General features: G+C 68.2%; 16 protein-coding genes and 2 rRNA genes. 8 read left to right on the forward strand and 10 right to left on the reverse strand.

The window, feature by feature from the left end:
• Positions 1–52: 52 nt before the first annotated feature.
• The 5 genes from ACQQ2N_RS04885 to def are packed head-to-tail and all read right to left on the reverse strand — an operon-like array spanning position 53 to position 5,502.
• Entirely contained in the window at positions 53–2,224 is a 2,172-nt protein-coding gene (locus ACQQ2N_RS04885) for an ATP-binding protein (RefSeq protein ID WP_440224558.1), read from the reverse strand.
• A complete protein-coding gene (locus ACQQ2N_RS04890; RefSeq protein ID WP_440224560.1) occupies positions 2,203–2,601 on the reverse strand; it encodes a DUF4390 domain-containing protein in 399 nt (132 codons plus the stop codon). The genes ACQQ2N_RS04885 and ACQQ2N_RS04890 overlap by 22 nt, the downstream gene beginning before the upstream one ends.
• Entirely contained in the window at positions 2,565–4,046 is a 1,482-nt protein-coding gene (rsmB, locus tag ACQQ2N_RS04895) for a 16S rRNA (cytosine(967)-C(5))-methyltransferase RsmB (protein ID WP_440224562.1), read from the reverse strand. The genes ACQQ2N_RS04890 and rsmB overlap by 37 nt, the downstream gene beginning before the upstream one ends.
• Positions 4,043–4,993, reverse strand: coding sequence for a methionyl-tRNA formyltransferase (gene fmt, locus ACQQ2N_RS04900; RefSeq protein WP_440224563.1), 951 nt, complete (start codon positions 4,991–4,993; stop codon positions 4,043–4,045). The genes rsmB and fmt overlap by 4 nt, the downstream gene beginning before the upstream one ends.
• Before the next feature lie 5 nt (positions 4,994–4,998).
• Complete coding sequence (def, locus tag ACQQ2N_RS04905) at positions 4,999–5,502, reverse strand: peptide deformylase (RefSeq protein WP_440224564.1); 504 nt, start codon at positions 5,500–5,502, stop codon at positions 4,999–5,001.
• 284 nt (positions 5,503–5,786) lie between these two features.
• Here def and ACQQ2N_RS04910 point away from each other — a divergent pair, with 284 nt between their 5' ends.
• From ACQQ2N_RS04910 to ACQQ2N_RS04930, 5 genes are all read left to right on the forward strand, one after another.
• Positions 5,787–6,953: a LysM peptidoglycan-binding domain-containing protein gene (locus ACQQ2N_RS04910; RefSeq protein WP_440224565.1), complete on the forward strand. Its 1,167-nt coding sequence runs from the start codon at positions 5,787–5,789 to the stop codon at positions 6,951–6,953.
• An 80-nt stretch (positions 6,954–7,033) separates the two neighbouring features.
• Complete coding sequence (gene dprA / locus ACQQ2N_RS04915) at positions 7,034–8,188, forward strand: DNA-processing protein DprA (RefSeq protein ID WP_440224566.1); 1,155 nt, start codon at positions 7,034–7,036, stop codon at positions 8,186–8,188.
• Positions 8,189–8,344: 156 nt separating this feature from the next.
• Entirely contained in the window at positions 8,345–10,828 is a 2,484-nt protein-coding gene (locus ACQQ2N_RS04920; protein ID WP_440224567.1) for a DNA topoisomerase I, read from the forward strand.
• Positions 10,828–11,379, forward strand: coding sequence for an L-threonylcarbamoyladenylate synthase (locus ACQQ2N_RS04925; RefSeq protein WP_440224568.1), 552 nt, complete (start codon positions 10,828–10,830; stop codon positions 11,377–11,379). The genes ACQQ2N_RS04920 and ACQQ2N_RS04925 overlap by 1 nt, the downstream gene beginning before the upstream one ends.
• 87 nt (positions 11,380–11,466) lie before the next feature.
• Positions 11,467–12,843: an AMP-binding protein gene (locus ACQQ2N_RS04930; protein WP_440224569.1), complete on the forward strand. Its 1,377-nt coding sequence runs from the start codon at positions 11,467–11,469 to the stop codon at positions 12,841–12,843.
• Positions 12,844–13,096: 253 nt separating this feature from the next.
• Here the strand turns inward: ACQQ2N_RS04930 and polA are convergent, their stop codons facing one another.
• A complete protein-coding gene (gene polA / locus ACQQ2N_RS04935; protein WP_440224570.1) occupies positions 13,097–15,832 on the reverse strand; it encodes a DNA polymerase I in 2,736 nt (911 codons plus the stop codon).
• Between the two features lie 61 nt (positions 15,833–15,893).
• On the reverse strand, positions 15,894–16,616 hold the full coding sequence (locus tag ACQQ2N_RS04940; RefSeq protein WP_440224571.1) for a hypothetical protein: 723 nt from the start codon (positions 16,614–16,616) through the stop codon (positions 15,894–15,896).
• Between the two features lie 157 nt (positions 16,617–16,773).
• Here ACQQ2N_RS04940 and ACQQ2N_RS04945 point away from each other — a divergent pair, with 157 nt between their 5' ends.
• The 3 genes from ACQQ2N_RS04945 to ACQQ2N_RS04955 are packed head-to-tail and all read left to right on the forward strand — an operon-like array spanning position 16,774 to position 20,641.
• Entirely contained in the window at positions 16,774–17,337 is a 564-nt protein-coding gene (locus tag ACQQ2N_RS04945) for an ECF-type sigma factor (protein ID WP_440224572.1), read from the forward strand.
• Positions 17,334–20,090, forward strand: coding sequence for a protein kinase domain-containing protein (locus tag ACQQ2N_RS04950; protein ID WP_440224573.1), 2,757 nt, complete (start codon positions 17,334–17,336; stop codon positions 20,088–20,090). Before ACQQ2N_RS04945 ends, ACQQ2N_RS04950 begins: the two co-directional genes overlap by 4 nt.
• 59 nt (positions 20,091–20,149) lie before the next feature.
• The gene (locus ACQQ2N_RS04955) at positions 20,150–20,641 is read left to right on the forward strand and encodes a DUF2782 domain-containing protein (RefSeq protein WP_440224574.1); all 492 of its coding nucleotides are present in this window, start codon (positions 20,150–20,152) and stop codon (positions 20,639–20,641) included.
• 7 nt (positions 20,642–20,648) lie between these two features.
• Here the strand turns inward: ACQQ2N_RS04955 and hemF are convergent, their stop codons facing one another.
• From hemF to ACQQ2N_RS04970, 3 genes are all read right to left on the reverse strand, one after another.
• Positions 20,649–21,569 carry an oxygen-dependent coproporphyrinogen oxidase gene (gene hemF / locus ACQQ2N_RS04960; RefSeq protein ID WP_440224575.1) on the reverse strand — a complete coding sequence of 307 codons (921 nt, stop codon included), beginning with the start codon at positions 21,567–21,569 and terminating at the stop codon, positions 20,649–20,651.
• Between the two features lie 563 nt (positions 21,570–22,132).
• Positions 22,133–22,247 (reverse strand): 5S ribosomal RNA (rrf, locus tag ACQQ2N_RS04965).
• 118 nt (positions 22,248–22,365) lie between these two features.
• Positions 22,366–25,242 (reverse strand): 23S ribosomal RNA (locus tag ACQQ2N_RS04970).
• Between the last annotated feature and the right edge of the window lie 33 nt (positions 25,243–25,275).

A 25,275-nucleotide genomic window follows, 5' to 3' on the forward strand; every position in this document is an offset into this window, starting at 1 on the left:
CCGGCGCTGACGACGGCAGGGGCCGAGCCGCTCGCGATTGCGGCGTCTCCGCCTACCTGCCGGCAGATGCCGCCTCGAGAGGCAGTCGCATCGTGAACACCGCCCCTCCCCCCGGGTGGTTCTCCGCACGCACGCTGCCGCCGTGTTCCTCGGCGATCTTCTTGACCACGGCGAGGCCGAGGCCGGTACCACGCGCCTTGCTGGTCGTGTACGGCTCGAACCAGCGCTCGCCGAAACCCTCGGGCAGCCCCGGGCCGTTGTCGGCGACCGACAGCTCGACCCAGTCGCCGTCGCTGGCACGCGTGATCGACGTGCCGACGACCACCTGCGGCTTGCGCACGTCGCCGATCGCCTCGAGCGCGTTCTTGATGAGGTTGTGCAAGGCCTGCCGCATGCGCACGGCGTCGACGCGCACCTGCGGCTCCTCCTCGGCGAACTGGCGCACGAGCACGAGGCGCTGGTCGTTCGCGTAGAGATCGAGCACTTCGCCGACCAGTACATGCAGCGCGGCGGCGCGCAACGCGAGCTGCGGCGGGCGCGCGTAGTCGCCGAACGCGTTGACCATGGTCTTGAGCGCCTCGACCTGGCTCACGATCGTGTGCGTCGCGCGATCGAGCAGCTCGCTGTCGTCGGCGGCGAGGCGGCCGACGAAACGCCGACGCAGGCGTTCCGCGGCGAGCTGGATCGGCGTGAGCGGATTCTTGACCTCGTGGGCGAGGCGGCGTGCGACCTCGCCCCAGGCCGCGTCGCGCTGCGCGCTGTTGAGCACGGTCAGGTCGTCGAAGACCGCGACGAAACCGCCGTCGTGCGGCAGCGCCGCGCCACGCAGCATGAGCACGCGCTTCTCGCCGGTCGCCTCGAGGACGATCTCCTCGCGCCACTCGCGCAAGCCCTCGCGCATGTGCCGTGCGAGCGGATCGACCAGCGGCGCGAGCTCCGGGCGTTCGCGCTTCACGTCGGCGAGCGTGCGGCCCGTATAGACGGCCAGGGCGACACCTAGGATCGCGTCGCCGGCGCGGTTGGCCGTGCGCAGCACGCCGGCCGCGTCGAAGCCGAGCACGCCCGCGGAAAGGCGCTCGAGCACGGCACCGAGCCAGGCACGCTGGGTCTCGATCTCCTGCGAGCTGCGCTGCGCGCGTGTGCCGGCGAGCTCGAGCTCGCGCGTCATCTGGCTGAACGATCGCACGAGCGAGCCGAGCTCGTCGTCGCTCGCGACCGGCAACGGCGTGTCGTAGCGTCCCGCGCCGACCGCACGCGTCGCGTGCACGAGGCGGCCGACCGGGGCGAACAGGCGACGCGACACGCCGAACGCGGCCAGCAATGCGAACAGCACCGACAGCAGCAGCACGAAGGTAAGGATGAGCCCGAACGTGAGCTTGAGCGAGTTGCGCAGGTACTTGAGGCGCTCGAAATCGAAGCTCGCGTTCTCGATGCTGCGGGTCAGTGGCTGCAGGCGCTCGGGCAGCGGGAACAACCCCTGCAGAAGCCGCGTCCCGTTCGAACCGGGCACGTCCTCGACGGGCAGCACGACGCGCAGCAGCAAGGTGTCGCCGATCGGCTCGGCGACCGCGTGGCGGCCGTCCATGCCGACGCGCATGAGCACGCTCGCATCGGGATAGGCCGGATCGAGGTAACGCGGATCGGAGCTCGCCATCGCGAGCACGCGGCGGTCGGCGCCGAACACGGTGAGCTGGATCGCGCCGAGCGCGTCGATGCGTTCGTCGAGTTCCTCCTGCAGCATCGCGACGTCGCGACGCGCGAGCGCCTCGGCGAGCGCGAGGCTGCCCGCTTCCGCGGTCGCGAGGTGCTCGTCGACGACGATGCGGCCGACGTCGAGCGCGTCGTCGAGCGCCTGCTCGAGGTTGACGTCGAACCAGCTGTCGACGGTCGCATTGAGGAAGCGCAGCGCGAAGCCGTAGACGACGACGACCGGCGGCACCGCGAGCAGCACGATGATCAGCAGCAGGCGCCGACTCAGGCGCGCACCCGGCGCCTCGCGCGAGAGGTCGCGACGCAGGCGCCACAGGCGCTGGCCGATCAGCGCGATCATCGCCACCAGCGCGAAGGCCGCCGCGCCGAGCACCCAGCGGTAGCGCTCGGTGAAGCCACCGGTGCCGAGCGCGGCATCCTCGGCGAGCTTGAGCGACGCGGCCAGCAGTGCCAGCACCGCGAGGGCCGGCAGCACGCGGCGCGTCAGCAGGGTCAGCCCGCCGCGACGGTCCATGCGTACTCCGGGGCGCGCAGGTGCCAGGCGGGTTCGAAGAACGCCGGCAGGCGCAACGGCCCCGGCAGGAGGTCACGATCGATGCCGATGTCAACGCGCACGCGCGTGCCCGGTGCGAGGTCAGCGAACGGTCGCGGAAGCGGCAGGCGCAGGGCCGCGAGCGAGTCCGTGAGGTATTCGTAGGCCGGGAAGCTGCGCACGCTGTCGGTGGCCACGTCACGCAGCTGGTAGCGGCGCGTGAGCGGGAAGTAGCGCAACTCGACATGGCGCCGGTCCACCAGCGCATCGGTGCGCACGTCGACGCGCAACGTGATCGGGATGCCGTGCTCGAGCGCGTCGCTCATCGGGCCGTTGAGGCGGCAGTCGACGTCGAGCACGAGTTCCGCCCCCTCCGCCGCCGGCGTGAGGCGCGCGTCGCGCACTTCGAGGCTGCCAGGTTTCTGGTCGCGCAGCGCGTCGCAGCCCGCGAGCGCGAGCACGGCCGCGAGAAGGCCCGCACTAGCGCGCCTTCTCGACCAGCGCATAGAAGAATCCGTCCATGCCTCCACCCCCCCGGCAGGTTCTGGCGACCGCCCCCGGCGGACTCGCCGAGGCCGTCGGGCAGTGCGATCGTGCGTGCATCGGCGTGCGCGGCGGCGAACCCGGCCACGACCGCCTCGTTCTCGGCGCGCAGGACCGAGCACGTCGTGTACAGCATCCTGCCACCGGGCACGAGCAGCGGCCACAGTGCATCGAGCAGGCGGCGCTGGGTCGTGGCGAGCACGCGGATGTCGGAGCCGCGTCGGTGCAGCTTGACGTCGGGCTGGCGCCGCACGATGCCGGTCGCCGAGCACGGCGCATCGACGAGGATGCGATCGAACGGCCGGCCATCCCACCATGCCGCGGGCGCAGCCGCGTCGCCCTGGCGAACGTCCGCGGAAAGCCCGAGGCGCACGAGGTTCTCGCGCAGGCGCGGCAGGCGCGCGGCATCGGCATCGAGGGCGACGACGTCGAGCGAGGCGCGCTCGAGCAGATGGGCGGTCTTGCCGCCCGGGGCCGCGCAGGCATCGAGCACGCGCTGGCCGTCGACGGCGCCGAGCAGCGTGGCGACGCGCTGGGCCGCGCCGTCCTGCACCGAGAAGTGGCCCTCGGAGAACCCGGGCAGGCGGCTCACGTCGGTGCTCGCATCGAGCACGATCGCATCCTCGAGATCGCCGTGCGCGGTGGCACCGACGCCGTCGGCGACGAGGCGCTCGAGCAGGGCTTCGCGCGTGCTGCGGCGGCGATTGACGCGCAGCGTGAGCGCCGCCGCACGGTTGTTCGCCTCGAGCATGCCGCGCCACGCATCGGGCCAGTCGGCGCGCAGCGCGTCGACGAGCCAGCGCGGATGCGCGGCCTGCGTCGTGGTGTCGGCGTCGAGCGCGGCGAGCCGCGCCTCGCGTTCGCGCAGCCAGCGCCGCAGCACGGCATTGGCGAGCCCGGCCAGGCCAGGCTGACCGAGCAGGCGCACCGCGTCCACGCACGCGGCGACGACCGCATACGACGGCATTGCCATGACCTCGACCTGCACGAGTGCGAGCACGAGCAGCGCGCGCACTTCTCGCGCCTTCGGCGGCAGCGGGCGCTCGAGCATGCCGGCCAGCGCCGCGTCGAAACGCAGCCACCAGCGCGTGGATTCGAACAGGGTCGCGGAAAGCAGCGCGCGATCGCGTGGGTCGGCGTTGCGCGCAGCGCGTGCGTCGAACGCGCTGCGCAGCGACACGCCGTCGAAGACAGTGCGTGCGAGCGCACGCGCGGCTTCGGCGCGCAGGCGTGCGCCGGGATCGGCCGTCGTCGCGCTCATCTACGCACACCGAGCGTCGCGGCGAGGTCGGGACGCGCGTTGAGCCAGTCGCGCACGCGCATGCGCTTGCCGCCGTCGCGCTGGATCTCGACGAGGCGCAGCACGCCGTCGCCGGTGGAGACGTCGATGCCGTCGGGGCCGACCGCGATCACCGCCCCGGGCTGCGCGGTGTTGCGCATCGCGGGAACGGCTGCAGACCAGATGCGCACGCGCTCGCCGGCGAGCGTGGTTTCGGCGACGGGCCAGGGATCAAAGGCACGCACGCGACGCTCGAGCGCCACGGCCGGCTCGCTCCAGTCGAGCACGGCTTCGCGCTTGTCGAGCTTGTGCGCGTACACGACACCGTCGTCATGCTGCGCACGTGCCTCGGGCAGATTTCCGGCAACGAGGCGCGCAAGACCTTCGCCGAGCACCCCGGCGCCGAGTGCGGCGAGGCGGTCGTGCAGGCGGCCGCCCGTGTCGGACGATTCGATCGGCGTGCGCCTCTCGAGTAGGACCGGGCCGGTGTCGAGGCCCTCCTCCATGCGCATGAGGCCGACACCGGACTCGACATCACCGGCGAGGACCGCGCGCTGGATCGGTGCCGCGCCGCGCCAGCGCGGCAGCAGCGAGGCGTGCACGTTCCAGCAGCCGTGCTGCGGAATCGCGAGCACGCGTGGCGACAGGATGAGCCCGTAGGCGACAACGACCATCAGGTCGGGCTGCCACGCCGCGAGCCGCGCGCGGGCTTCGCGCGTACGCAGGGTCTCGGGTTGCTCGACGGGAATGCCGGCGGCGAGTGCAGCCTCCTTGACCGGACTGGCAGCAAGCTTGCGGCCCCGTCCGGCGGGACGATCGGGCTGCGTGTAGGCCGCGACGACGTCGACATCGGCCGCGAGGCAGGACCGGAATGCGGCCACGGCGAATTCGGGTGTTCCCGCGAACACCAGGCGCAGACGCCGGGACATCGGGATCAGGCCGCGTTGCGGCGTTGCTTGGCGAGCTTCTTGCGGACGAGCTCGCGCTTGAGCGGCGAGAGGTAGTCGACGAAGAGCTTGCCCGCGAGATGGTCCATCTCGTGCTGGATGCAGACGGCCAGCAGGCCGTCGGCCTCGATCACCTGCGCCGCGCCCTTTGCGTCCTGGGCCTCGACGCGGATGCGCTCGGCGCGTTCGACGTCGGCGAAGATGCCGGGCACGGAGAGACATCCTTCCTGGCAGACCTGGGTGCCGGACCGCTCGACGATGCGCGGATTCACGAGCACGAGCGGCTGGTTCTTGTCCTCGGACACGTCGACCACGAGCAGCTGCCTGTGGACGTCGACCTGGGTCGCGGCGAGACCGATGCCGGGCGCCTCGTACATCGTCTCGAACATGTCGGCGACGAGCTTCGCGAGTTCGGCGTCGAACACGGTGACCGGCTGCGCCACGGTACGCAGGCGCGGGTCGGGAAACTCGACGATCTTCATGAGGGCCATGGTGGCGGATCCGGGAACGTGTCGGTGCGGCGTCGACGCCGATCTGGGGTCGAAGCGAGAGGAAACAACGTGTTGCGACGCCATTCTACGCGTTTCGCGACATCCCCGCGATCCTGGCGTGGAACCGCGACCGAAGGGTTGCGCGAACCCCGTGCAGACCCGACGCGACGGGGCATTTTCCCCGCCGGGCCCGTGGCTTGCGCGACGACCGGATTTGGGAAGTCGGTCATTTTCTCACGTTAAAGTTTCCTATACACTCGCCAAGCCATAGGGGAATCAGGTAATTGGCGGCCATGCTTAAAAAACTACTTTCGGTTTCGGCTGGACTGCTCCTCACCGTCTCGGTTTTTGCCGCCGGACAATGGGCCGAGAACGCGCCCGAGCGTTACGTCGTCAAGCGCGGCGACACGCTATGGGACATCTCGTCCAAATTCCTCATCAAACCCTGGCACTGGCCGGAGATCTGGCAGCTCAACCCGCAGGTGCGCAATCCGCACCTGATCTATCCGGGTGACGAACTCGTGCTGTCGGGCAACAAGGTCATGCACGGCGAGGGGTCGATCGGCCCGCACGTGCGCGAGACCTCGCTCGAGGACGCGGTCAAGCCGATTCCGCTGTCGGCGATCAAGCAGTTCCTCAAGAACACGCACATCATCGGCGAAGACGAGCTGCGCAAGGCGCCGCACGTCGTCGGCATCGAGGAAGACCGCCTGCGCGGCACGACCGGCCAGCTGATCTACGTGCGCGGCCTGCAGGCTTCGGTCGGTGACAAGCTCGCGGTGGTGCGCCCGCTCGGCCGCTACTACGACATGCCGCCCGAAGAAGACGGCGGCGTGCGCGAGACCTATCGCCAGGAACGTGACGGCCGCGACGGCCGCCAGAGCATCCTGTGGCGCCACGGCCCGCACGAGTGGAGCTTCCAGGGGCGCGTGCGCTTCCTCGGCTACGAGGTGCTCGAGTTCGGTACCGTGCAGGTCACGCGCACGGCCGACGTTTCGTCGGCACTCGTCACCTATTCCGATTTCGAGGTGAAGGCCGGCGACTACCTCATCGCACTCGACCCGAAGCCGTACGACGACCAGTTCGTGCCGCACCCGCCGTCGCGGGCTCCCGACAACATGCGCGTGATCGCGTTCACCGACGCCATGAACGCTGTCGGCGTGCGCCAGGTCGTGGCCTTGTCGCGCGGCAGCGAGGACGGCGTCGACAACGGCACCGTGTATTCGATCTACGCCGACGGCCAGGTCGTGCGCGACCACACCGATTATCCGGAAGGCAAGTCGCGCACGTTCTTCAAGCCGGGCCGTGCGAAAGTGCAGTTGCCTCCCGAGTTCATCGGCCACGTGATGATCTTCCGCACGTTCGACCGCGTCAGCTACGGGCTCGTCATGGACGGCATCCGCCCCGTGCACGTCGGCGATTTCCTGCACGATCCCGACTCGACGCCCTGACCTGATCCACGCGATCACGCGCGACGGCGCGGCCTCCGGGTCGCGCCGTCGTCGTTTCGGGGTTCCGCTACACTGCCCCTATGGACACCGCCCCCGGCAACCGGACTGCCTGGCTCATCCTGCTGCGCGCGCCTGCGCTCGGATCGGCCGCCCTGCGACGTCTCGTCGCCCACCACGGCAGCGCGGAACGTGCGCTTGGCGCGCTGCGCGGCGGTACCGCCGCGCGGGAACTCGACGAGGCGACACGCGGATGGCTCGATGCGCCCGATGACGCCCGCATCGATGCCGACCTCGCATGGCTGGCGCTTCCCGCGCACCAGCTGGTCGGCTGGGACGATCCCGACTACCCGACCCTGCTGCGCGACATCCCCGGGGCACCCGCAGCGCTGTTCGTCGCGGGAGACGCCTCGCTGCTGTGGATGCCCCAGCTGGCGATCGTCGGCAGCCGCGCGGCCAGCGCAGGCGGCCTCGCGACGACCCGCCGCTTCGCACGCACGCTGGCCGCGGCGGGATTCACGATCACGAGCGGCATGGCCGACGGCATCGACGGGGCCGCGCACGAGGCCGCGCTGGACGCTGGTGGTCGCACGATCGCCGTGCTCGGTACGGGGCCGGACCTCGTCTATCCGCGCAAGCACGCCGGCCTCGCGGCGCGCATCGCCGCCGAGGGTGCGCTGGTCAGCGAGCTGCCGCCCGGCACGCCCGGCAAGGCGGAGCACTTCCCGCGCCGCAACCGCATCCTGTCAGGCCTCGCGCTCGGCACGCTGGTCGTCGAGGCGGGGCTCAAGTCGGGCTCCCTCATCACCGCGCGCTGCGCGACCGAGCAGGGCCGCGAGGTGTTCGCGATCCCGGGGGCGATCACGAATCCACTCGCGCGAGGCTGCCACCAGCTGATCCGCGACGGCGCACGGCTCGTCGAGACGCCCGAGGAGGTCGGTGCGTCACTGGCCTCCCACGCGATCGAGCTCGGCGACCATCTGCGCGAACGCCTCGGCGTCATGGCCGACGCCGGCGCCGCATGCGACACCGGCGCCGATCGGGCCGCCGCGCACGACCCCGAGTACGCCCGCCTGCTGTCGGCGCTGGGACACGAGGCCTGCGACGTCGACACCCTGGCGGCGCGCAGCGGCCTCGCCGTGCCAGCGCTCTCTTCGATGTTGCTGCTTCTCGAGCTCGAAGGACGCGTCGCGGCGGCGCCTGGCGGGCGTTACCAGCGCCTCGATGGCGGCCGCTGAACCAGCGTCGCCGGCCTGCGGTCGGGAAGCGCCGGGCTTGACAGCCCGCGAACGCGTGTGTCCTCCTGAATAAGGAATGGTGCGCTCGCACCGCGATCCACGAGCTTCCACGGTGCCCGCGGGCACCCCGCACCACCGGCGGCAAGGACCGCATCCATGGCCAAGAGTCTCCTCATCGTCGAGTCGCCCGCCAAGGCGAAGACGATCAACAAATACCTCGGCAAGGACTTCCAGGTCCTCGCCTCGTACGGCCACGTCCGCGATCTCGTCCCGAAGGAGGGCGCGGTCGATCCCGCGAACGACTTCGCGATGAACTACGAGCTCATCGAGAGGAACGAGAAACACGTCGACGCGATCGTCAAGGCCGCCAGGCAGGCCGACTCCCTCTACCTCGCGACCGACTTGGACCGCGAAGGGGAAGCCATTTCCTGGCACATCGCCGAGATCCTGCGCCAGCGCAAGCTGCTCGAGGGCCGCGCATTGCATCGCGTCGTGTTCTCCGAGATCACGCCGCGCGCGATCAAGGAGGCGGTCGCCAATCCGCGCGCGTTGTCGATGGACCTCGTCAACGCCCAGCAGGCGCGCCGCGCACTCGACTACCTCGTCGGCTTCAACCTGTCGCCGGTGCTGTGGCGCAAGGTGCAGCGCGGCCTGTCGGCCGGTCGCGTGCAGTCGCCCGCGCTGCGCATGATCGTCGAGCGCGAGGAGGAGATCGAAGCCTTCGTGCCGCGCGAATACTGGAGCGTGGAAGCCGACCTGGCCCATCCGGACCAGGCCTTCAAGGCCCGCCTGCTGCGCCTCAACGGCAAGAAGTTCGAACAGTTCGATCTCACCAACACCGACGACGCGCACGCCGCCCGCGACGCGCTCAAGCGCGCCGCGCAGGGTCGCCTCGTCGTCGGCGACGTGCAGTCCAAGGAGCGCAAGCGCCGTCCGTCGGCGCCGTTCACGACCTCGACGCTGCAGCAGGAGGCCGCGCGCAAGCTCGGCTACGCGACGAGCCGCACGATGCGCATCGCGCAGCAGCTCTATGAAGGCATCGCGATCGGCGACGAGGGCGTGGTCGGCCTCATCACCTACATGCGTACCGACTCGACGCAGCTGTCCAACGACGCGATCGGCGAACTGCGCGACGTCATCGTGCGCGAGTACGGCCGCCAGGCGCTTCCCGAGCAGCCCAACGTCTACAAGTCCAAGTCCAAGAACGCGCAGGAAGCCCACGAGGCGATCCGTCCGACCTCGGCCGCGCTGACGCCGCGCAAGGTCGCCGCCTACCTGTCGCCGGACCACGCCAAGCTCTACGAGCTGATCTGGAAGCGCACGGTCGCCTCGCAGATGCAGCACGCCACGCTCAACACGGTCTCGGTGGATTTCCCGTGCGGCGACGACGCCGCGTTCCGTGCCACCGGCACGACGGTCGTCGACGCGGGCTTCCTCGCGGTGTACGAGGAAGGCCGCGACCAGAAGACCGCCGAGGACGACGACGACGCGCGCAAGCTGCCGGCGATGAAGGTCGGCGAGGCGGTCCCGCTGCGCGACATCGTCACCGACCAGCATTTCACCGAACCACCGCCGCGCTTCTCCGAGGCGAGCCTCGTCAAGGCGCTCGAGGAATACGGCATCGGCCGCCCGTCGACGTATGCAAGCATCATCCAGGTGCTGCTCAACCGCGAGTACGTGATCCTCGACAGCCGTCGCTTCAAGCCGACCGATGTCGGCCGCGCGGTCGGCAAGTTCCTGTCCGGGCATTTCGCCAAGTACGTCGACTACGACTTCACGGCGAACCTCGAGGACGAGCTCGACGCGGTGTCCCGCGGCGAGGAGGACTGGGTCCCGCTGCTCGAGAAGTTCTGGAAGCCGTTCAAGGCGCAGGTCGACGAGAAGGTCGAGACGGTCGACAAGTCCGAGGCCAGTGGCAGCCGCGTGCTCGGCGACGACCCGGCCAGCGGCAAGCCCGTGTCGGTGCGCCTCGGCCGCTACGGGCCGTTCGCGCAGATCGGCACCAAGGACGACGAGGACAAGCCGAAGTTCGCGAGCCTGCGCCCGGGCCAGAGCATGCACACGCTCACGCTCGAGGAAGCCCTGCAGCTGTTCAAGCTGCCGCGCACGCTCGGCGCGCACGAGGACGGCCAGGACATCACGGTCGGCGTCGGCCGCTTCGGTCCGTTCGTCAAGCACGGCTCGATCTACGCCTCGCTCGGCAAGGAGGACGATCCGTACGTAATCGAACTCGAGCGCGGCCTGCAGCTGCTGCGCGAGAAGGCCGAGGCCGCCGCGAATCGCATCATCAAGGACTTCGGCAACGGCATCCAGGTGCTCAACGGCCGCTACGGTCCGTACATCACCGACGGCGAGAAGAACGCGCGCATCCCGAAGGACCGCGAGCCCGCGGGCCTGAGCGAAGCCGAGTGCGCCGAACTCATCGCGGCGGCACCGCTCAAGCCCAAGCGTGGCGGCTTCGGCCGCGGCGCCAAGGGCAAGCCTGCGGCGAAGAAGGCCGCAGCATCCGAGGCCGCAGCCGCGAAGAAGGCGGCCGTGAAGAAGGCACCGGCGAAGAAGACCGCTGCGAAGAAGGCGACCGCCAAGAAAGCCGTGGCGAAGAAGGCTGCTGCCAAGAAGGCGCCGGCGAAGAAGGCGTGATGGCGCCCGAACTCGCCGATGCCGTCGCGCGGCTGCGCCAGGGCGGCGTCGTCGCCTACCCGACCGAAGCGGTCTGGGGACTTGGCTGCGATCCGCTCGACGAGGCCGCGGTGCGCAAGCTGTTCGCGCTCAAGCAGCGCCCCTCCGGCCTCGGCGTCGTGCTGATCGGCGCCGACGTGGCCCAGGTGATGCCGTTCATCGGCGACGTCCCGGCCCCGGCACTGGCCCGCGCAGCGGCCACGTGGCCCGGCCCCCATACCTGGATATTTCCGCGAAGCAGCCGCGTTCCTGCCTGGATCAGCGGCGAACATGCAGGCATCGCGCTGCGTGTCACTGCTCATCCGGTCGCCGCCGCGCTGTGCCGCGCGTTCGGCTCGGCATTGGTTTCGACGAGCGCGAATCCGCACGGCATGCCCCCTGCGCGCTCGCGCGCCGATCTCGACACGCTGTTCGGAGACACCCTCGATGCGATCGTCGACGGCCCCCTCGGGGCACTTGAGCGGCCGACGCCGATCCGCGACGCTATGACCGGGGAATTCATCCGTTCGTGAACACGACGGCGAGGTCCGCGCCGCAGGCGGCGCGGGCGCGGCTCGTCGTGCGATGCGGTCCGTGATCGTCGAGGGAGGTTTGGCAGCGTGTCGGCAGTGATCCATCCGCAACCGGGCGACGCAGTACCCGCATGGCCGCTCCTGGCCGGCGACGACATGGCGCGCACCGTCGCGTGGCGCGACGGCGGGCCCGTCACCGCTGCGGCGTTCCTCGCCGACGTCGCGCGCGTCGCCGCGTGCCTGCCTGCGCGCGCCCACGCGATCAACCTCTGCGAGGACCGCTACGCGTTCACGGTGGCGTTCTGCGCGGTCGCGAGCCGCGGCCAGACCACCTTGCTGCCGCCGTCCCGCGCGCCGCGCGCGGTCGACGAAGCGCTCGCGGCCTATGCGTCGACCTACGTGCTCAGCGACACCGTGCTCGATCCCGCGCCGGAACCGCTCGTCATGCTGCCGGTGCTGGACGGCGTCGCCGACGGGCCGGTCGACATGCCGCGCATCCGTGCCGACCAGGTCGTCGCGATCGGCTTCACCTCGGGCAGCACGGGCCAGCCCAAGCCCAACACGAAGACCTGGGACAATTTCCGGCGCGGCACGCTGCGCAACCTCGAGGTCCTCGCCGCCACGCTCGGCATGGGCGCGCAGACGCCGGCGCACGTCGTCGCGACGGTACCGCCGCAGCACATGTACGGCATGGAGACCTCGGTGCTGCCGCCGTTGTTCGGCGCGTTCGCGGTGCATGCGGCGCGACCGTTCTTCCCGGCCGACATCGCGCGCGCGCTGGCGTCGATTCCTTCGCCACGCATCCTCGTCACGACACCGGTGCACCTGCGTGCCCTGCTGCGCGACGACGTCGTGTTCCCGTCCATCGACGCGATCGTGTCGGCGACCGCCCCGCTGCCAGCGGAGCTCGCGCGCGAAGCCGAGGCGCGCCTCGGCGCGCCGATGCTCGAAGTGTTCGGCTCGACCGAAACCTGCGTGATCGCGTGGCGACGGACCGCATTGGAGAGCGCGTGGACGCTGCACGACGACGTCGACCTGCGTCCGCAGCCGGACGGCACGCTCGTGACGGCCGCGCACTTGGACGCCGCGGTTCTGCTGCAGGATGTCGTCGAGGTGCTGCCCGAGCGACGCTTCGAACTGCGCGGCCGCAACGCCGACCTGCTCGAGATCGCCGGCAAGCGCGCCTCGCTGGCCGACCTCACGCGCCGACTCCTCGAGATTCCGGGTGTTGTCGACGCGGTCGTGTTCCAGGCCGAAGAAGCCGATGCGTCGGGCGTGCAGCGCATCGCCGCGCTCGTCGTCGCGCCGACGCTGGCCGATGTCGACGTGCTCGCCGCGATGCGCCGCATGATCGATCCCGTGTTCCTGCCGCGGCCGCTGCGCCGCGTCGATGCCCTGCCTCGCAACGAGACCGGCAAGCTGCCACGCGCGGCACTCCTGGCGGCCCTGCGCAGCGCCAGCTGACCTGTCGTCGCGGAGCGCAGGCAAAGAAAAGCCCCGAGGGCTAGGGGGAGCCCTCGGGGCGGGGGTCGAAAACCGGTCTGGGGAGGGACCGATTCCCGGGGATCCAGCCAGGGAGGTGGGTGGATCCGGGGGCGCCGTTGCGTGCACCCGGATGATCAGACGCCGGGTAGCGGCGGAAAGTTTCGGCGGGTTCGCAAATCGGCCGGATTCGTTTAACGGCGATTCACCTGGATGACATCGAAGCTGAACGAGCTCAGTGTGCCTCGTCCCAGTTGGCTCCGCTGCCGATATCGACGACCAGCGGCACGTCGAGCGAGGCCGCGCCGGCCATGCGCTCGCGCACGCCGTCGGTGATCGCGGCGACGCGATCCTCGCGTACCTCGAACACGAGTTCGTCGTGGACCTGCAGCAGCATGCGTGCCTCGTCGGTCCGCCCGGCGAGCCAGGCGTCGACCTCGATCATCGCGCGCTTGATGATGTCCGCGGCGGTGCCCTGCATCGGCGCATTGATCGCCGCACGCTCGGCGCCGGCACGCTGGGTCGCGTTCGCGGAACGGATGTAGTCCAGATGCAGGCGGCGGCCGAACACGGTCTCGACGTAGCCTTGCGCATGCGCCTCGGCGCGGATGCGGTCCATGTAGTCGCGCACGCCCGGGTAACGCTGGAAGTAGCGCGCGATGTAGTCCTGCGCCTCGCCGCGGCCGATGCCGAGCTGACGCGCGAGCCCGAACGGGCCCATGCCGTACATGAGGCCGAAATTGATCGCCTTGGCGGCGCGGCGCTGGTTGCCGTCGACGTCCTCGAGCGGCACGCCGAACACCTCCGAGGCGGTCGCGCGGTGCACGTCCTGGTTGCCCTGGAACGCAGCGAGCAGGCCCGCATCGCCCGACAGGTGGGCCATGATGCGCAGCTCGATCTGCGAGTAGTCGGCGGCGACGATGCGCCAGCCCGGCGGCGCGACGAAGGCCTGGCGGATGCGACGGCCCTCCTCGGTGCGGATCGGGATGTTCTGCAGGTTCGGATCCGACGACGACAGCCGCCCGGTCGCCGCGATCGCCTGGCCGTAGCTCGTGTGCACGCGCCCGGTGCGCGGGTTGACCATCTCGGCGAGCTTGTCGGTGTAGGTCGAGCGCAGCTTGGCGAGGCCGCGGTAGTCGAGGATCAGGCGCGGCAGCGCGTGTTCGTGCGCGATCGCCTCGAGCGCCTCCTCGTTCGTCGACGGCTGCCCCTTCGGCGTCTTCACGAGCGCCGGCAGCTTGAGCTGGTCGAACAGCAATGCCTGCAGCTGCTTGGGCGAGTCGAGGCTGAAGGTATGACCGGCCAGCGCATGCGCCTCGCCGGTGATCTCGTGCATGCGTCGTGCGAGCTGCTGGCTCTGCAGACGCAGCGCATCGACGTCGATGAGGATGCCGGCCTGCTCCATGCGCGCGAGCACCGGCACCAGCGGGATCTCGATGCGTTCGTAGACCTCGCACAGGTTCGGCACCTGCTGCAGGCGCGGCCACAGCGCCTCGTGCAGGCGCAACGTGACGTCGGCGTCCTCGGCGGCGTAACGCGTCGCGATGTCGAGATCGACCTGCGAGAACGGGATCTGCTTCGCGCCCTTGCCGGCGACGTCCTCGTAGTGGATGGTCTCGTAGCCGAGATGCTGGCGCGCGAGCGAGTCCATATCGTGGCGCGAGGCCGTCGAATTGAGCACGTACGACTCGAGCATCGTGTCGTGCGCGATGCCGCGCACGGTGATGCTCGCCTGGGCGAGCACGTTGGCGTCGTACTTGAGGTGCTGGCCGAGCTTGGGCTTGCCGGGATCCTCGAGCAGTGGCTTGAGGCGCGCGAGCACGTCGTCACGCGCGAGCTGCGCCGGCGCACCGGCATAGTCGTGCGCGACCGGCACGTAGGCGGCCTTGCCAGGCTCGACGGCGAACGACACGCCGACCACCTCCGCACGCATCGGATCGAGCGAGCTCGTCTCGGTGTCGAACGCGACCAGCGGCGCGGCGTGCAGGCGCGCGATCCAGTCGTCGAGTCGTGCGCTGTCGAGCACGAGTTCGTACTCGCCCGGATGCGCCCGATCGGCGGTCGGCGCCGCGGCAGGTGGTGCAGACGCTTCCGCCGTCGCAGTGGCCGGCACCGGCTCGCCGCGATCGAGCTCCTTGAGCGCGGCATTGAAGCCGTAACGCGTGTAGAGCTCGCGCAGGCGCTCGACGTCCTGGCCGCGCAGCGCGAGCTCGGTCGCGGCGAGCGGCAGCACGACGTCCGTGCGGATCGTGACGAGCTCGCGCGACAGCGGCAGGTGCGCGAGCGCGGCGCGCAGGTTGTCGCCGATCTTGCCGCCGACCTTCGCGGCATCGGCGATGACGCCGTCGAGCGAACCGTACTCGGCGATCCATTTCGCGGCGGTCTTGGGACCGCACTTCTCCACGCCGGGCACGTTGTCGACGGTGTCGCCCGTGAGCGCGAGGAAATCCACGATGCGCTCGGGCGGCACGCCGAACTTCGCGATCACGCCCTCGCGGTCCATCGTCGTGTTCGTCATCGTGTTGACGAGCGAGATGTGCGGCGAGACGAGCTGGGCGAAGTCCTTGTCGCCGGTCGAGATGACCACGTCGATGCCGAGCGCCTCGGCCTGGCGCGCGAGCGTGCCGATCACGTCGTCGGCCTCGACGCCGGGCTCGCGCAGGATCGGGAAGCCGAGTGCGGCGACGATCGTCAGCATCGGCTCGACCTGCGCCTTGAGGTCGGGCGGCGTCGGCGGACGGTTGGCCTTGTACTGCGGGTAGAGCTCGTCGCGGAACGTCGGCCCCGAGGCATCGCTCACGAACGCGACGTAGTCGGGACGCTCCTTGAGCGTGGAGCGCAGCATGTTCACGACGCCGAACAGCGCGCCGGTCGGCTCGCCGGCGGCGTTCGACAGCGGGGGCAGCGCGTGGAACGCGCGGAACAGATACGACGAACCGTCGATGAGGACGAGGCGCGGACGCGTCGACATGGCAACCTGGCACGGCAGCGGGCCCGCAGCTTCGCGCGGGCCGCCCGCAATTGCAACGCGATCAGCAGCCCAGCGCGATCGGCGCCACGCGGCAGACGTCGAGCGTGAGCTGGTTGTCCTCGAGCGCCGAACGGAAGATGACCTCGTTGGTGACCATGAGATTGACCGCCGGGTAGCCGACCACGCCCACGTCGGGATTCACGCGCCAGCGGATCTGCGTGCTGCCGGGCTGCGGCTGACTCGCACGCAGCGGGATCAGCAGCTCGATCCAGAAGCCGAAATGCATGAGCCACGCCCCACCGGCGGTTCCCCGCGGCGGCATCACGCGCACGCCTTCGAATCCGACGGGGAACACCTGCGGACATCCGTAATCGGGCTCGTTCTCGAAATTGATGACCCGCGGCACCGGATTCGACTGCGTGGCGGGCAGGCGCGCGAAACAGAACGCCGGATTCTGCGTGCTCGCGGCGGTCGTCACGCCCGGCGGCAGGATCAGTTCGAGACCGACGGCGCTCGGCGCGCAGGGATTGCCCGGGTGGCTGAGCACGAGGTGCGTGTAGAACACCTCGCCGACGGCCGGGTTGAAGTTCGGCGGCAGCAGCGTGTAGCCCGTGTAGCCCATCGTGCGGGGCTGTACTAAAGGCGGATCGCTCAGGCACGCCGTCACGCTGCCGACCTGGGTGATGACGCCGTCCCACCAGCGCAGCACGAGCTCCGGGCGCTCGGCGTCCGGCGGTGCGAACTCGACCGCGCCCGCGACGGTCGACACGAGCATGGTGGCCATGAGCGCAACGACGCGCCGGATTCCGTTTCGCAGGTCCATCGATTTGTACTCCCAGTTCCGATCCGAACCGCGACTTGTTACGCAGAATGGCGGCCCGGATCCCCATTGCGTTTGACGGGCGATACACTGCACGGGTCACCAGCAGCGGCATGCCGTCATGTCCGAACACGGGGAACATGACGTCACTCGACTCATCGTCGCGTGGCGTGGCGGCGATGAAGCCGCGAGGGAGCAGCTCATGGAGCGCGTCTACGCGAACGTGCGCGCGATCGCGGCACAGTCGTTGCGTCGCATGCCGAACGCGACGCTCAGTGCGACGGATCTCGCCCACGAAGCCCTGATCCGCATGCTCGGCGCCGATGCCGACTGGGAGAATCGCAAGCATTTCTTCCACGTCGCCGCGCAGGCCACGCGCCAAGTCCTCGTCGACGCGGCACGCAAGCGGCTCGCCGACAAGCGCGGTGGCGGCGCCGAGCGCATCGACATCGACGATGTGCGCGACCTTGCCGGTCCCGAGAGCGACGCCGAGCTGCTGCGCGTGGATTCCGCGCTGAAGGACTTGTCGGGCGCCGACACGCGCCGTGCCCAGATGATCGAGCTCGTCTACTTCGGCGGTCTCAGCCGTGCGGAGGTCGCGGCTGCGATGGCGGTGTCGGAAGGCACCGTGGACCGCGACCTGCGCCTCGCGAGGGCCTGGCTGAAGACCGCGCTGAGCGCATGAACCCGCCGTCGCCCGAGCGACTCGCCGCGCATTTCGAGCGGCTGGTCGCGATGCCTGCGCAAGCGCGGGCGGCCGAGCTCGACAGGCTGCCGCTCGACGACGGCGAGCGACGCTGGCTCGAAGGCATGCTGGCAGCGGACGACGACACGTCCGATCCGGTCGCCGATTCGATCGCCGCGGGCGCCGGGCGCGTCGGAGCCACGAGGGTCGAGCGTCTTGGTCCGTGGCGGTTGCTGCGCGAGATCGGCGCGGGTGGCATGGGCACCGTGTTCCTCGCCGAGCGCGCCGACGGAGGCTTCACGCAGCGTGCCGCCATCAAGCTGCTGCGGGGGTTTCCCACCCGCGAAGGCATGCGCAGGCTGCGACAGGAACGCCAGATCCTCGCCGGACTCGATCATCCCAACATCGCGCGCCTGCTCGACGGCGGCGAAAGCAGCGATGGCCAGCCCTGGTTCGCGCTCGAGTACGTCGACGGCGTCCCGCTGCTTGACCACATCGCCGCGAGCTCCCCGTCGCGCGATCGACGCCTCGCCCTGTTCACGTCGATGCTGGACGCGGTGGAACATGCGCATCAGCGCCTCGTCATCCATCGCGATCTCAAGCCGGCCAACGTGCTCGTCGCCGGCGGCGCGATCAAGTTGCTCGATTTCGGCATCGCCCGCCTCGTCGAACTCGACCCCGTGGCGGGGCGGGAGACATCGACGCGGGTCTTCAGCCGCGGCTATGCGAGTCCCGAGCAACGGGAAGGCCGCGCGATCACGACGGCGAGCGACGTCTACAGCCTCGGCGTCCTCCTGCGCGAGATGCTCACCGGGCGCGATGACGCGTCCGCGACGTGGCCGCGCCTGCCACTGGACGCCGAAGTCGAAGGCATCCTCGGCAAGGCCTGTGCCGACGATCCGCGGGATCGTTACATGGGCGCAGGCGGGTTCCGTGACGACATCGTGCGCTACCGCGAAGGACGCCCGGTGCGTGCCGCGGCGTTCACGCGCACGTACCGACTGCGCAAGTTCCTTTCCCGGCATCGTGTCGCGAGCGCCCTGGGAACGCTCGCGGTCGCCCTGCTCGGCATCTTCGTGTGGCGGCTCGACGCGGAGCGCGCACGCGCGGTCACCGCGGAACACAGGACCCAGGGAGCACTCGAGACGGCCGAGCGCGACGCGGCGCGGGCGCGCGCGGCACTCGACTTCCTGACCGACGCGTTCTCGGCAGCGTCGCCCGAGGTCGCGCGCAGCCCGCAGGTCAGCGTACGCGACCTGCTCGACGCGGCGCGGCACAAGCTCGACGAGCGCCAGGCGGGCCATCCGGAGCTGCACCAGATCATGCAGCGGCTCCTCGCCCACCTCTACGGGTCGCTCGGCGAGGCAACCATCGCTTCCGAGCTCATGCGGGAAGGCTTGTCGGGTGTCGAACCGGGGGACGCGGCCGAAGGCCTGCGGCTCGCCGACGACTACGAGGAGTACGCCTCGGAACTCGGCGTGCGCGCGGAAGGTGCTGCCGCACTCGAGGCCGCGCGGGAAGCCGTGTCGTTGCGGGAGCGCTTCGCGCCCGCCGACGACGCGCTGCGGGTGCGGTCGCTGTTGGCCGTGGCGTCGGCCCACCATCGCAACGCCGACAACAGGAAGGCGATCGAGCTGCTCGACGAGGCGTCGGCACTCGCCGAGCGGACACCTTCAGTCGAAGCGGCGGTCCGCGTCGAACTCTCGACCGTGCACGCTTCGCTCCTCGCGATGGAAGGCGACTGCGCCCGCGCGACGGAGGTCGCGCAGCACGGACTCGAGCTCAACACCGATTCCAGGCGCGAACAGACACCCGATCACGTCATGCTGATGCGCGCCAAGGCGTCCGCGCGAAGTGCCTGCGGACGCCCCGCGGAGGCTGCCGCCAGCCTGCGCGAAGCGATCGCGTTGCAGGAGCGACTCGTCGGTCGCGGCGGTGCGCGCATGATGACGTTGACCAACGACCTCGCACTCGCGCTCAACGATCTCGGCGAATACCGGGAAGCTGCTGCAATGCTCGGCGTCGCCGAAGTGGCGATGCGGGGCGTGGGACTGGGTGCATTCGACGAAGCGCTCGGCTTGTCCAACCAGGCCGGCACGTTCGAGAACGCCGGGGACTACGCATCGTCGATGGCGCTCTCGGATCGTGCCGTCGCCCTCGTCAGGGACGCCCGCCTGCCGGGTGATGAACTGCTGCTCAGGCGCGTCGAGCGTACGAGGGCGCGGACCATGGGCATCGTCGGACGCCATGACGAGGCGCGCACGATCCTCGAGGAGCTTCGTGATCGCAGCGAGCGTATCGAAGGTCGCGAGTCCGGCGAGTACGCGATGCTGCTCTGGCAGCTCGCCCAACTGGAAATGCGTGCCGGCAAGCCCGAGCGCGTCGAGCCGCTGCTCGACAACGCGCTTCGCGCGTTCGCGAGGATCGTACCGGAGTCGCACCCCCTCTTCGCGCATGCGCACCGCATCCGCGCGAACCTGTCGCGCCAGCGCAGCGACCTCACCGCGGCGACGCGCGAGGCGCGCGCCGCGGTCGCGGCCTTCGAGGCATCGGGTTCGCTCGCCGTCGATCTCGCGATCGCACGCGCGGAGCTTGCGGCGATCCTGAGCGACACCGGTCATGTCGCGGAGTCGCGTGCACTCCTTGAAGCCGGCCTCCCCGTGATGCGGTCGTCACTGCTGCCGACCGAGGTGAACCGCATCGCTGCGGAAGAGGTCGCCCGACGATACGCGATGCCGTCCGCGGCCGACTGAGGTCAACGCCGAGTCAGCCGCGGCGCCCTACACTCGACGCTCCTGACCGGAGAATCGCCATGGCCGCCCGTCTCGTCGCTTCCCTGCTGACTTCCTCGCTCATCGCGGTGCATGCGTTCGCGGCGCCACCGGCGAAACCGGAGAAGTCCGGGCTCCCGCCGCCGGCAATCGATGCGCCAGGCGTCGCTCCGGCCTCGGCACCGCCGGCCGATGCTTCCGGTGGCATGCCAGCGGTCGCTTCCACGGCCGATGATGGCGTGCAGCCCGTCATGCCCGATACGCGCCTCGTGCGCGACAAGGCATCGCGAGACGCGCGCACGCAGCAGGCGAGCGCCATCCGCGCGAGCGCCGACTCCGTGACGACGCGCCAGGAGGGCACCGACACCGTCGAGGAGTACCGCGAGAAGGGCAAGCTGCGCATGATCCGCATCATCCCGCGCACGGGCCCAGAACAGATGTACATGGACAACAACGGCGACGGCCGTCTCGTCCGCGATCCGCTCGACGGTCCTGTCTCGCCGGTCTATTTCACGCTCTACGAGTGGAACTGACGACAGCTCAGCCCGTGTTGCTCGCGAGCCAGTCGCGCGGCACGAGATAGTCGGACAGCCGCGCCTCGTCGCTTCCCGGCGCAGGGGCGTAGGCGTACTCGAAGCGAACGCGTGGCGGCAGGCTCATGAGGATCGACTCGGTGCGACCACCCGATTGCAGACCGAACAGCGTGCCGCGGTCGTAGACGAGGTTGAACTCGACGTAGCGGCCGCGCCGGTAGAGCTGGAACTCGCGCTCGCGCTCGCCGTGTTCGGTGCCTGCACGACGATCCACGATCGGCAGGTAGGCGTCGAGGAAGCCGTTGCCGACAGCCTGCATGAATCCGAAGCAGGTATCGAAGCCGGGCTCCGACAGATCGTCGTAGAAGATGCCGCCGACGCCGCGCGTTTCGCCACGGTGCTTGAGGTGGAAGTATTCGTCGCACCAGCGCTTGTAGCGCGCGTAGGCGTCGCCCCCGACCACGCCACACGCCTCGCGCGCAGCGGTATGCCAGTGCACGATGTCCTCGTCGAACGGATAGAACGGCGTGAGGTCGAAGCCGCCGCCGAACCACCAGACCGGATCCTTGCCGTCCTCGTGCGCCTCGAAGTAACGCACGTTCATGTGCGTCGTCGGCACGTAGGGGTTGCGCGGGTGGAAGACCAGCGACACGCCGACCGCGTCCCATGCCCGGCCCGCGATTTCGGGGCGGTGCGCGGACGCAGAAGGTGGCAGCCGGGTACCCGACACGCGCGAGAACCCGACGCCTGCCTGCTCGAACACGCCGTCCCCGGTGAGCACGCGCGTTCGACCGCCCCCGCCCTCGGGACGTGTCCACGCATCTTCGCGAAAACGTGACGCCCCGTCGATCGACTCGACCGACGTGCAGATGCGGTCCTGCAGACCACGCAGGAAGCCTTCGACGTTCGCGAGCTGCTGGGATGCCACGATCCTGGGTTCTCCGATGCCTGGGCGCCCCGCCGGTAGGGGCGGGAGCGACGATTATCGTCGAAGGCCTCGACGCCGGGCCATGAGGCACTGGTTTCGGCACCTGTCGATGCAGCGCAAGAGCATGCCCGGTGAAGCACCACGCCGTAAGAACGGTCATCGGCACGCGATGCGACGAGGTCGGAGAACGGCTCACACCGAGCCCGGCCGAGCGGCGTTCCAGGAATGGCCTGACGTCGCGAGCAGGGTCCGATGTTGGCAATCTCAAGAGCGGTGCGCCAGACCAGGATGCGCGCAGCGGCTTCGATGAAGCGAGGGCTCGCGTGGCACGCGCGAAAGAGATGCGGCAGCCGCCACGAGGGGTGGCTGACGACGACGACATCGCATCGCGACGGGCACGATCGGCGAAAGCGCCCCCCGCCGTGCACAGCGGGGAGGTGCTGCGATGGCGCGGCGGAGGGTGTGCCGAGCGCGCGGTGGTGCGCGCAGGCGTGCGCGATGACATTCGATCGCGCACAAGGAAACGCCCCACCGGTGTTAGCCGGCAGGGCGTTGGATAAAGCGCTCAGCGATGACCTACTCTTGCATGGCTTAAGCCACACTACCATCGGCGCAGCTGCGTTTCACTTCCGAGTTCGGGATGGGATCGGGTGGTTCCACAGCGCTATGTTCGCTGAGCAAGCGGTGGAGACAGCGCACGGATGCGCCGGTCTCACGTTGGGTCTTGGGACGTAATAAGTGGGTTTCGGCTTTCCGATCGACGTGACGTCGAGGAAGCGAAGCAACTTGGAGTTATATGGTCAAGCCGCACGGATCATTAGTATCGGTTAGCTCGGCATTACTGCGATACACACCCGACCTATCAACCACGTAGTCTTCATGGTTCCTTCAGGGGACTTGTGTCCCGGGAGATCTCATCTTGAGGCGCGCTTCCCGCTTAGATGCTTTCAGCGGTTATCGCTTCCGAACGTAGCTACCCGGCAGTGCCACTGGCGTGACAACCGGAACACCAGGGGTTCGTCCACTCCGGTCCTCTCGTACTAGGAGCAGCCCCTCTCAAATCTCCAACGCCCACGACAGATAGGGACCGAACTGTCTCACGACGTTCTGAACCCAGCTCGCGTACCACTTTAAATGGCGAACAGCCATACCCTTGGGACCGGCTACAGCCCCAGGATGTGATGAGCCGACATCGAGGTGCCAAACACCGCCGTCGATATGAACTCTTGGGCGGTATCAGCCTGTTATCCCCGGAGTACCTTTTATCCGTTGAGCGATGGCCCTTCCATACAGAACCACCGGATCACTAGGACCTACTTTCGTACCTGCTTGATCCGTCGATCTCGCAGTCAAGCGCGCTTATGCCCTTACACACACTGCACGATGTCCGACCGTGCTGAGCGCACCTTCGTGCTCCTCCGTTACTCTTTGGGAGGAGACCGCCCCAGTCAAACTACCCACCATACACGGTCCCCGATCCGGATTACGGACCTAGGTTAGAACGTCAAGCACATCAGGGTGGTATTTCAAGGATGGCTCCGCCAGAACTAGCGTCCTGGTTTCATAGCCTCCCACCTATCCTACACAGACGAACTCAACGTTCAGTGTAAAGCTATAGTAAAGGTTCACGGGGTCTTTCCGTCTTGCCGCGGGAACGCTGCATCTTCACAGCGATTTCAATTTCACTGAGTCTCGGGTGGAGACAGCGCCGCTGTCGTTACACCATTCGTGCAGGTCGGAACTTACCCGACAAGGAATTTCGCTACCTTAGGACCGTTATAGTTACGGCCGCCGTTTACCGGGGCTTCGATCAAGAGCTTCGCCTTGCGGCTGACCCCATCAATTAACCTTCCGGCACCGGGCAGGTGTCACACCCTATACGTCCACTTTCGTGTTTGCAGAGTGCTGTGTTTTTGATAAACAGTCGCAGCGGCCTGGTCACTGCGGCCCAGTCCCGCTCAGCTACGCATGTAGCCACGGATCTGGGCGCACCTTCTCCCGAAGTTACGGTGCTATGTTGCCTAGTTCCTTCACCCGAGTTCTCTCAAGCGCCTTGGGATTCTCACCCTGCCTACCTGTGTCGGATTACGGTACGGTTCTATCGCAGCTGAAGCTTAGAGGCTTTTCCTGGAAGCGTGGGATCAGTGACTTCGTCCTGAAAGGACTCGTCTCGGTGCTCGGCATGGATGGGAGCGGATTTGCCAACCCCCAATGCCTACCTCCTTTCCCCGGGACAACCAACGCCCGGTACACCTACCCTTCTCCGTCCCCCCATCGCACTGCGATAAAGTGCTGGAATATTAACCAGCTTCCCATCGACTACGCGTTTCCGCCTCGCCTTAGGGACCGACTCACCCTGCGCCGATGAACGTTGCGCGAGGAAACCTTGGGCTTTCGGCGGGGGGGCTTTTCACCCCCCTTATCGTTACTCATGTCAGCATTCGCACTTCCGATACCTCCAGCAGACTTCTCAATCCACCTTCACAGGCGTACGGAACGCTCCTCTACCGCTCACACATAGTGTGAACCCCGAGCTTCGGTACACGGCTTGAGCCCCGTTAAATCTTCCGCGCGGGCCGACTCGACCAGTGAGCTATTACGCTTTCTTTAAAGGATGGCTGCTTCTAAGCCAACCTCCTGGCTGTCTATGCCTTCCCACATCGTTCACCACTTAGCCGTGATTTTGGGACCTTAGCTGCGGGTCTGGGTTGTTTCCCTTTTCACGACGGACGTTAGCACCCGCCGTGTGTCTCCCGTGCTTGCACGTGTTGGTATTCGGAGTTTGCAATGGTTTGCTAAGTCGCGATGACCCGCTAGCCATAACAGTGCTCTACCCCCAACAGTGATACACGAGGCGCTACCTAAATAGCTTTCGAGGAGAACCAGCTATCTCCGGGTTCGATTAGCTTTTCACTCCTATCCACACCTCATCCCCTACCTTTGCAACGGGAGTGGGTTCGGGCCTCCAGTCCGTGTTACCGGACCTTCACCCTGGGCATGGATAGATCACCCGGTTTCGGGTCTACGCCGTGCGACTATGCGCCCTATTCAGACTCGGTTTCCCTTCGCCTCCCCTAGACGGTTAAGCTCGCCACACAACGTAAGTCGCTGACCCATTATACAAAAGGTACGCCATCACCCTTACGGGCTCTGACTGCTTGTACGCATACGGTTTCAGGTTCTATTTCACTCCCCTCTCCGGGGTTCTTTTCGCCTTTCCCTCACGGTACTGGTTCGCTATCGGTCGGTCAGGAGTATTTAGCCTTGGAGGATGGTCCCCCCATGTTCAGACAGGGTTTCACGTGCCCCGCCCTACTCACTTTCATCATGCAGGCCCTTTCGAGTACCGGGCTATCACCTTCTATGGCCGGCCTTTCCAGACCGTTCCTCTAGAACCTGCAAGACTTTTGGGCTGTTCCCCGTTCGCTCGTCACTACTTAGGGAATCTCGGTTGATTTCTTTTCCTCCAGGTACTGAGATATTTCAGTTCCCTGGGTTCGCCTCACATGCCTATGTATTCAGCATGAGATACTCCTTGCGGAGTGGGTTTCCCCATTCGGACATGACCGGATCAAAGCTTGTTGCCAGCTCCCCGGCCCTTTTCGCAGGCTGCCACGTCCTTCATCGCCTCTGACCGCCAAGGCATCCACCGTATGCGCTTAGTCGCTTGACCATATAACCCCAAGTCGCCTCAGGATCACATGCA

Origin of the sequence: Dokdonella aquatica (assembly GCF_051987395.1) — a bacterium.
GTDB lineage: Bacteria > Pseudomonadota > Gammaproteobacteria > Xanthomonadales > Rhodanobacteraceae > Dokdonella.

Coding starts and splice junctions, on each gene's coding strand:
- ACQQ2N_RS04885 (WP_440224558.1), bottom strand. CDS start 2,224: ATGGACCGTCGCGGCGGGCTGACCCTGCTGACGCGCCGCGTGCTGCCG.
- ACQQ2N_RS04945 (WP_440224572.1), top strand. CDS start 16,774: ATGTCCGAACACGGGGAACATGACGTCACTCGACTCATCGTCGCGTGG.
- polA (WP_440224570.1), bottom strand. CDS start 15,832: ATGTCGACGCGTCCGCGCCTCGTCCTCATCGACGGTTCGTCGTATCTG.
- rsmB (WP_440224562.1), bottom strand. CDS start 4,046: ATGAGCGCGACGACGGCCGATCCCGGCGCACGCCTGCGCGCCGAAGCC.
- def (WP_440224564.1), bottom strand. CDS start 5,502: ATGGCCCTCATGAAGATCGTCGAGTTTCCCGACCCGCGCCTGCGTACC.
- dprA (WP_440224566.1), top strand. CDS start 7,034: ATGGACACCGCCCCCGGCAACCGGACTGCCTGGCTCATCCTGCTGCGC.
- fmt (WP_440224563.1), bottom strand. CDS start 4,993: ATGTCCCGGCGTCTGCGCCTGGTGTTCGCGGGAACACCCGAATTCGCC.
- ACQQ2N_RS04955 (WP_440224574.1), top strand. CDS start 20,150: ATGGCCGCCCGTCTCGTCGCTTCCCTGCTGACTTCCTCGCTCATCGCG.
- ACQQ2N_RS04920 (WP_440224567.1), top strand. CDS start 8,345: ATGGCCAAGAGTCTCCTCATCGTCGAGTCGCCCGCCAAGGCGAAGACG.
- ACQQ2N_RS04940 (WP_440224571.1), bottom strand. CDS start 16,616: ATGGCCACCATGCTCGTGTCGACCGTCGCGGGCGCGGTCGAGTTCGCA.
- ACQQ2N_RS04950 (WP_440224573.1), top strand. CDS start 17,334: ATGAACCCGCCGTCGCCCGAGCGACTCGCCGCGCATTTCGAGCGGCTG.
- ACQQ2N_RS04925 (WP_440224568.1), top strand. CDS start 10,828: ATGGCGCCCGAACTCGCCGATGCCGTCGCGCGGCTGCGCCAGGGCGGC.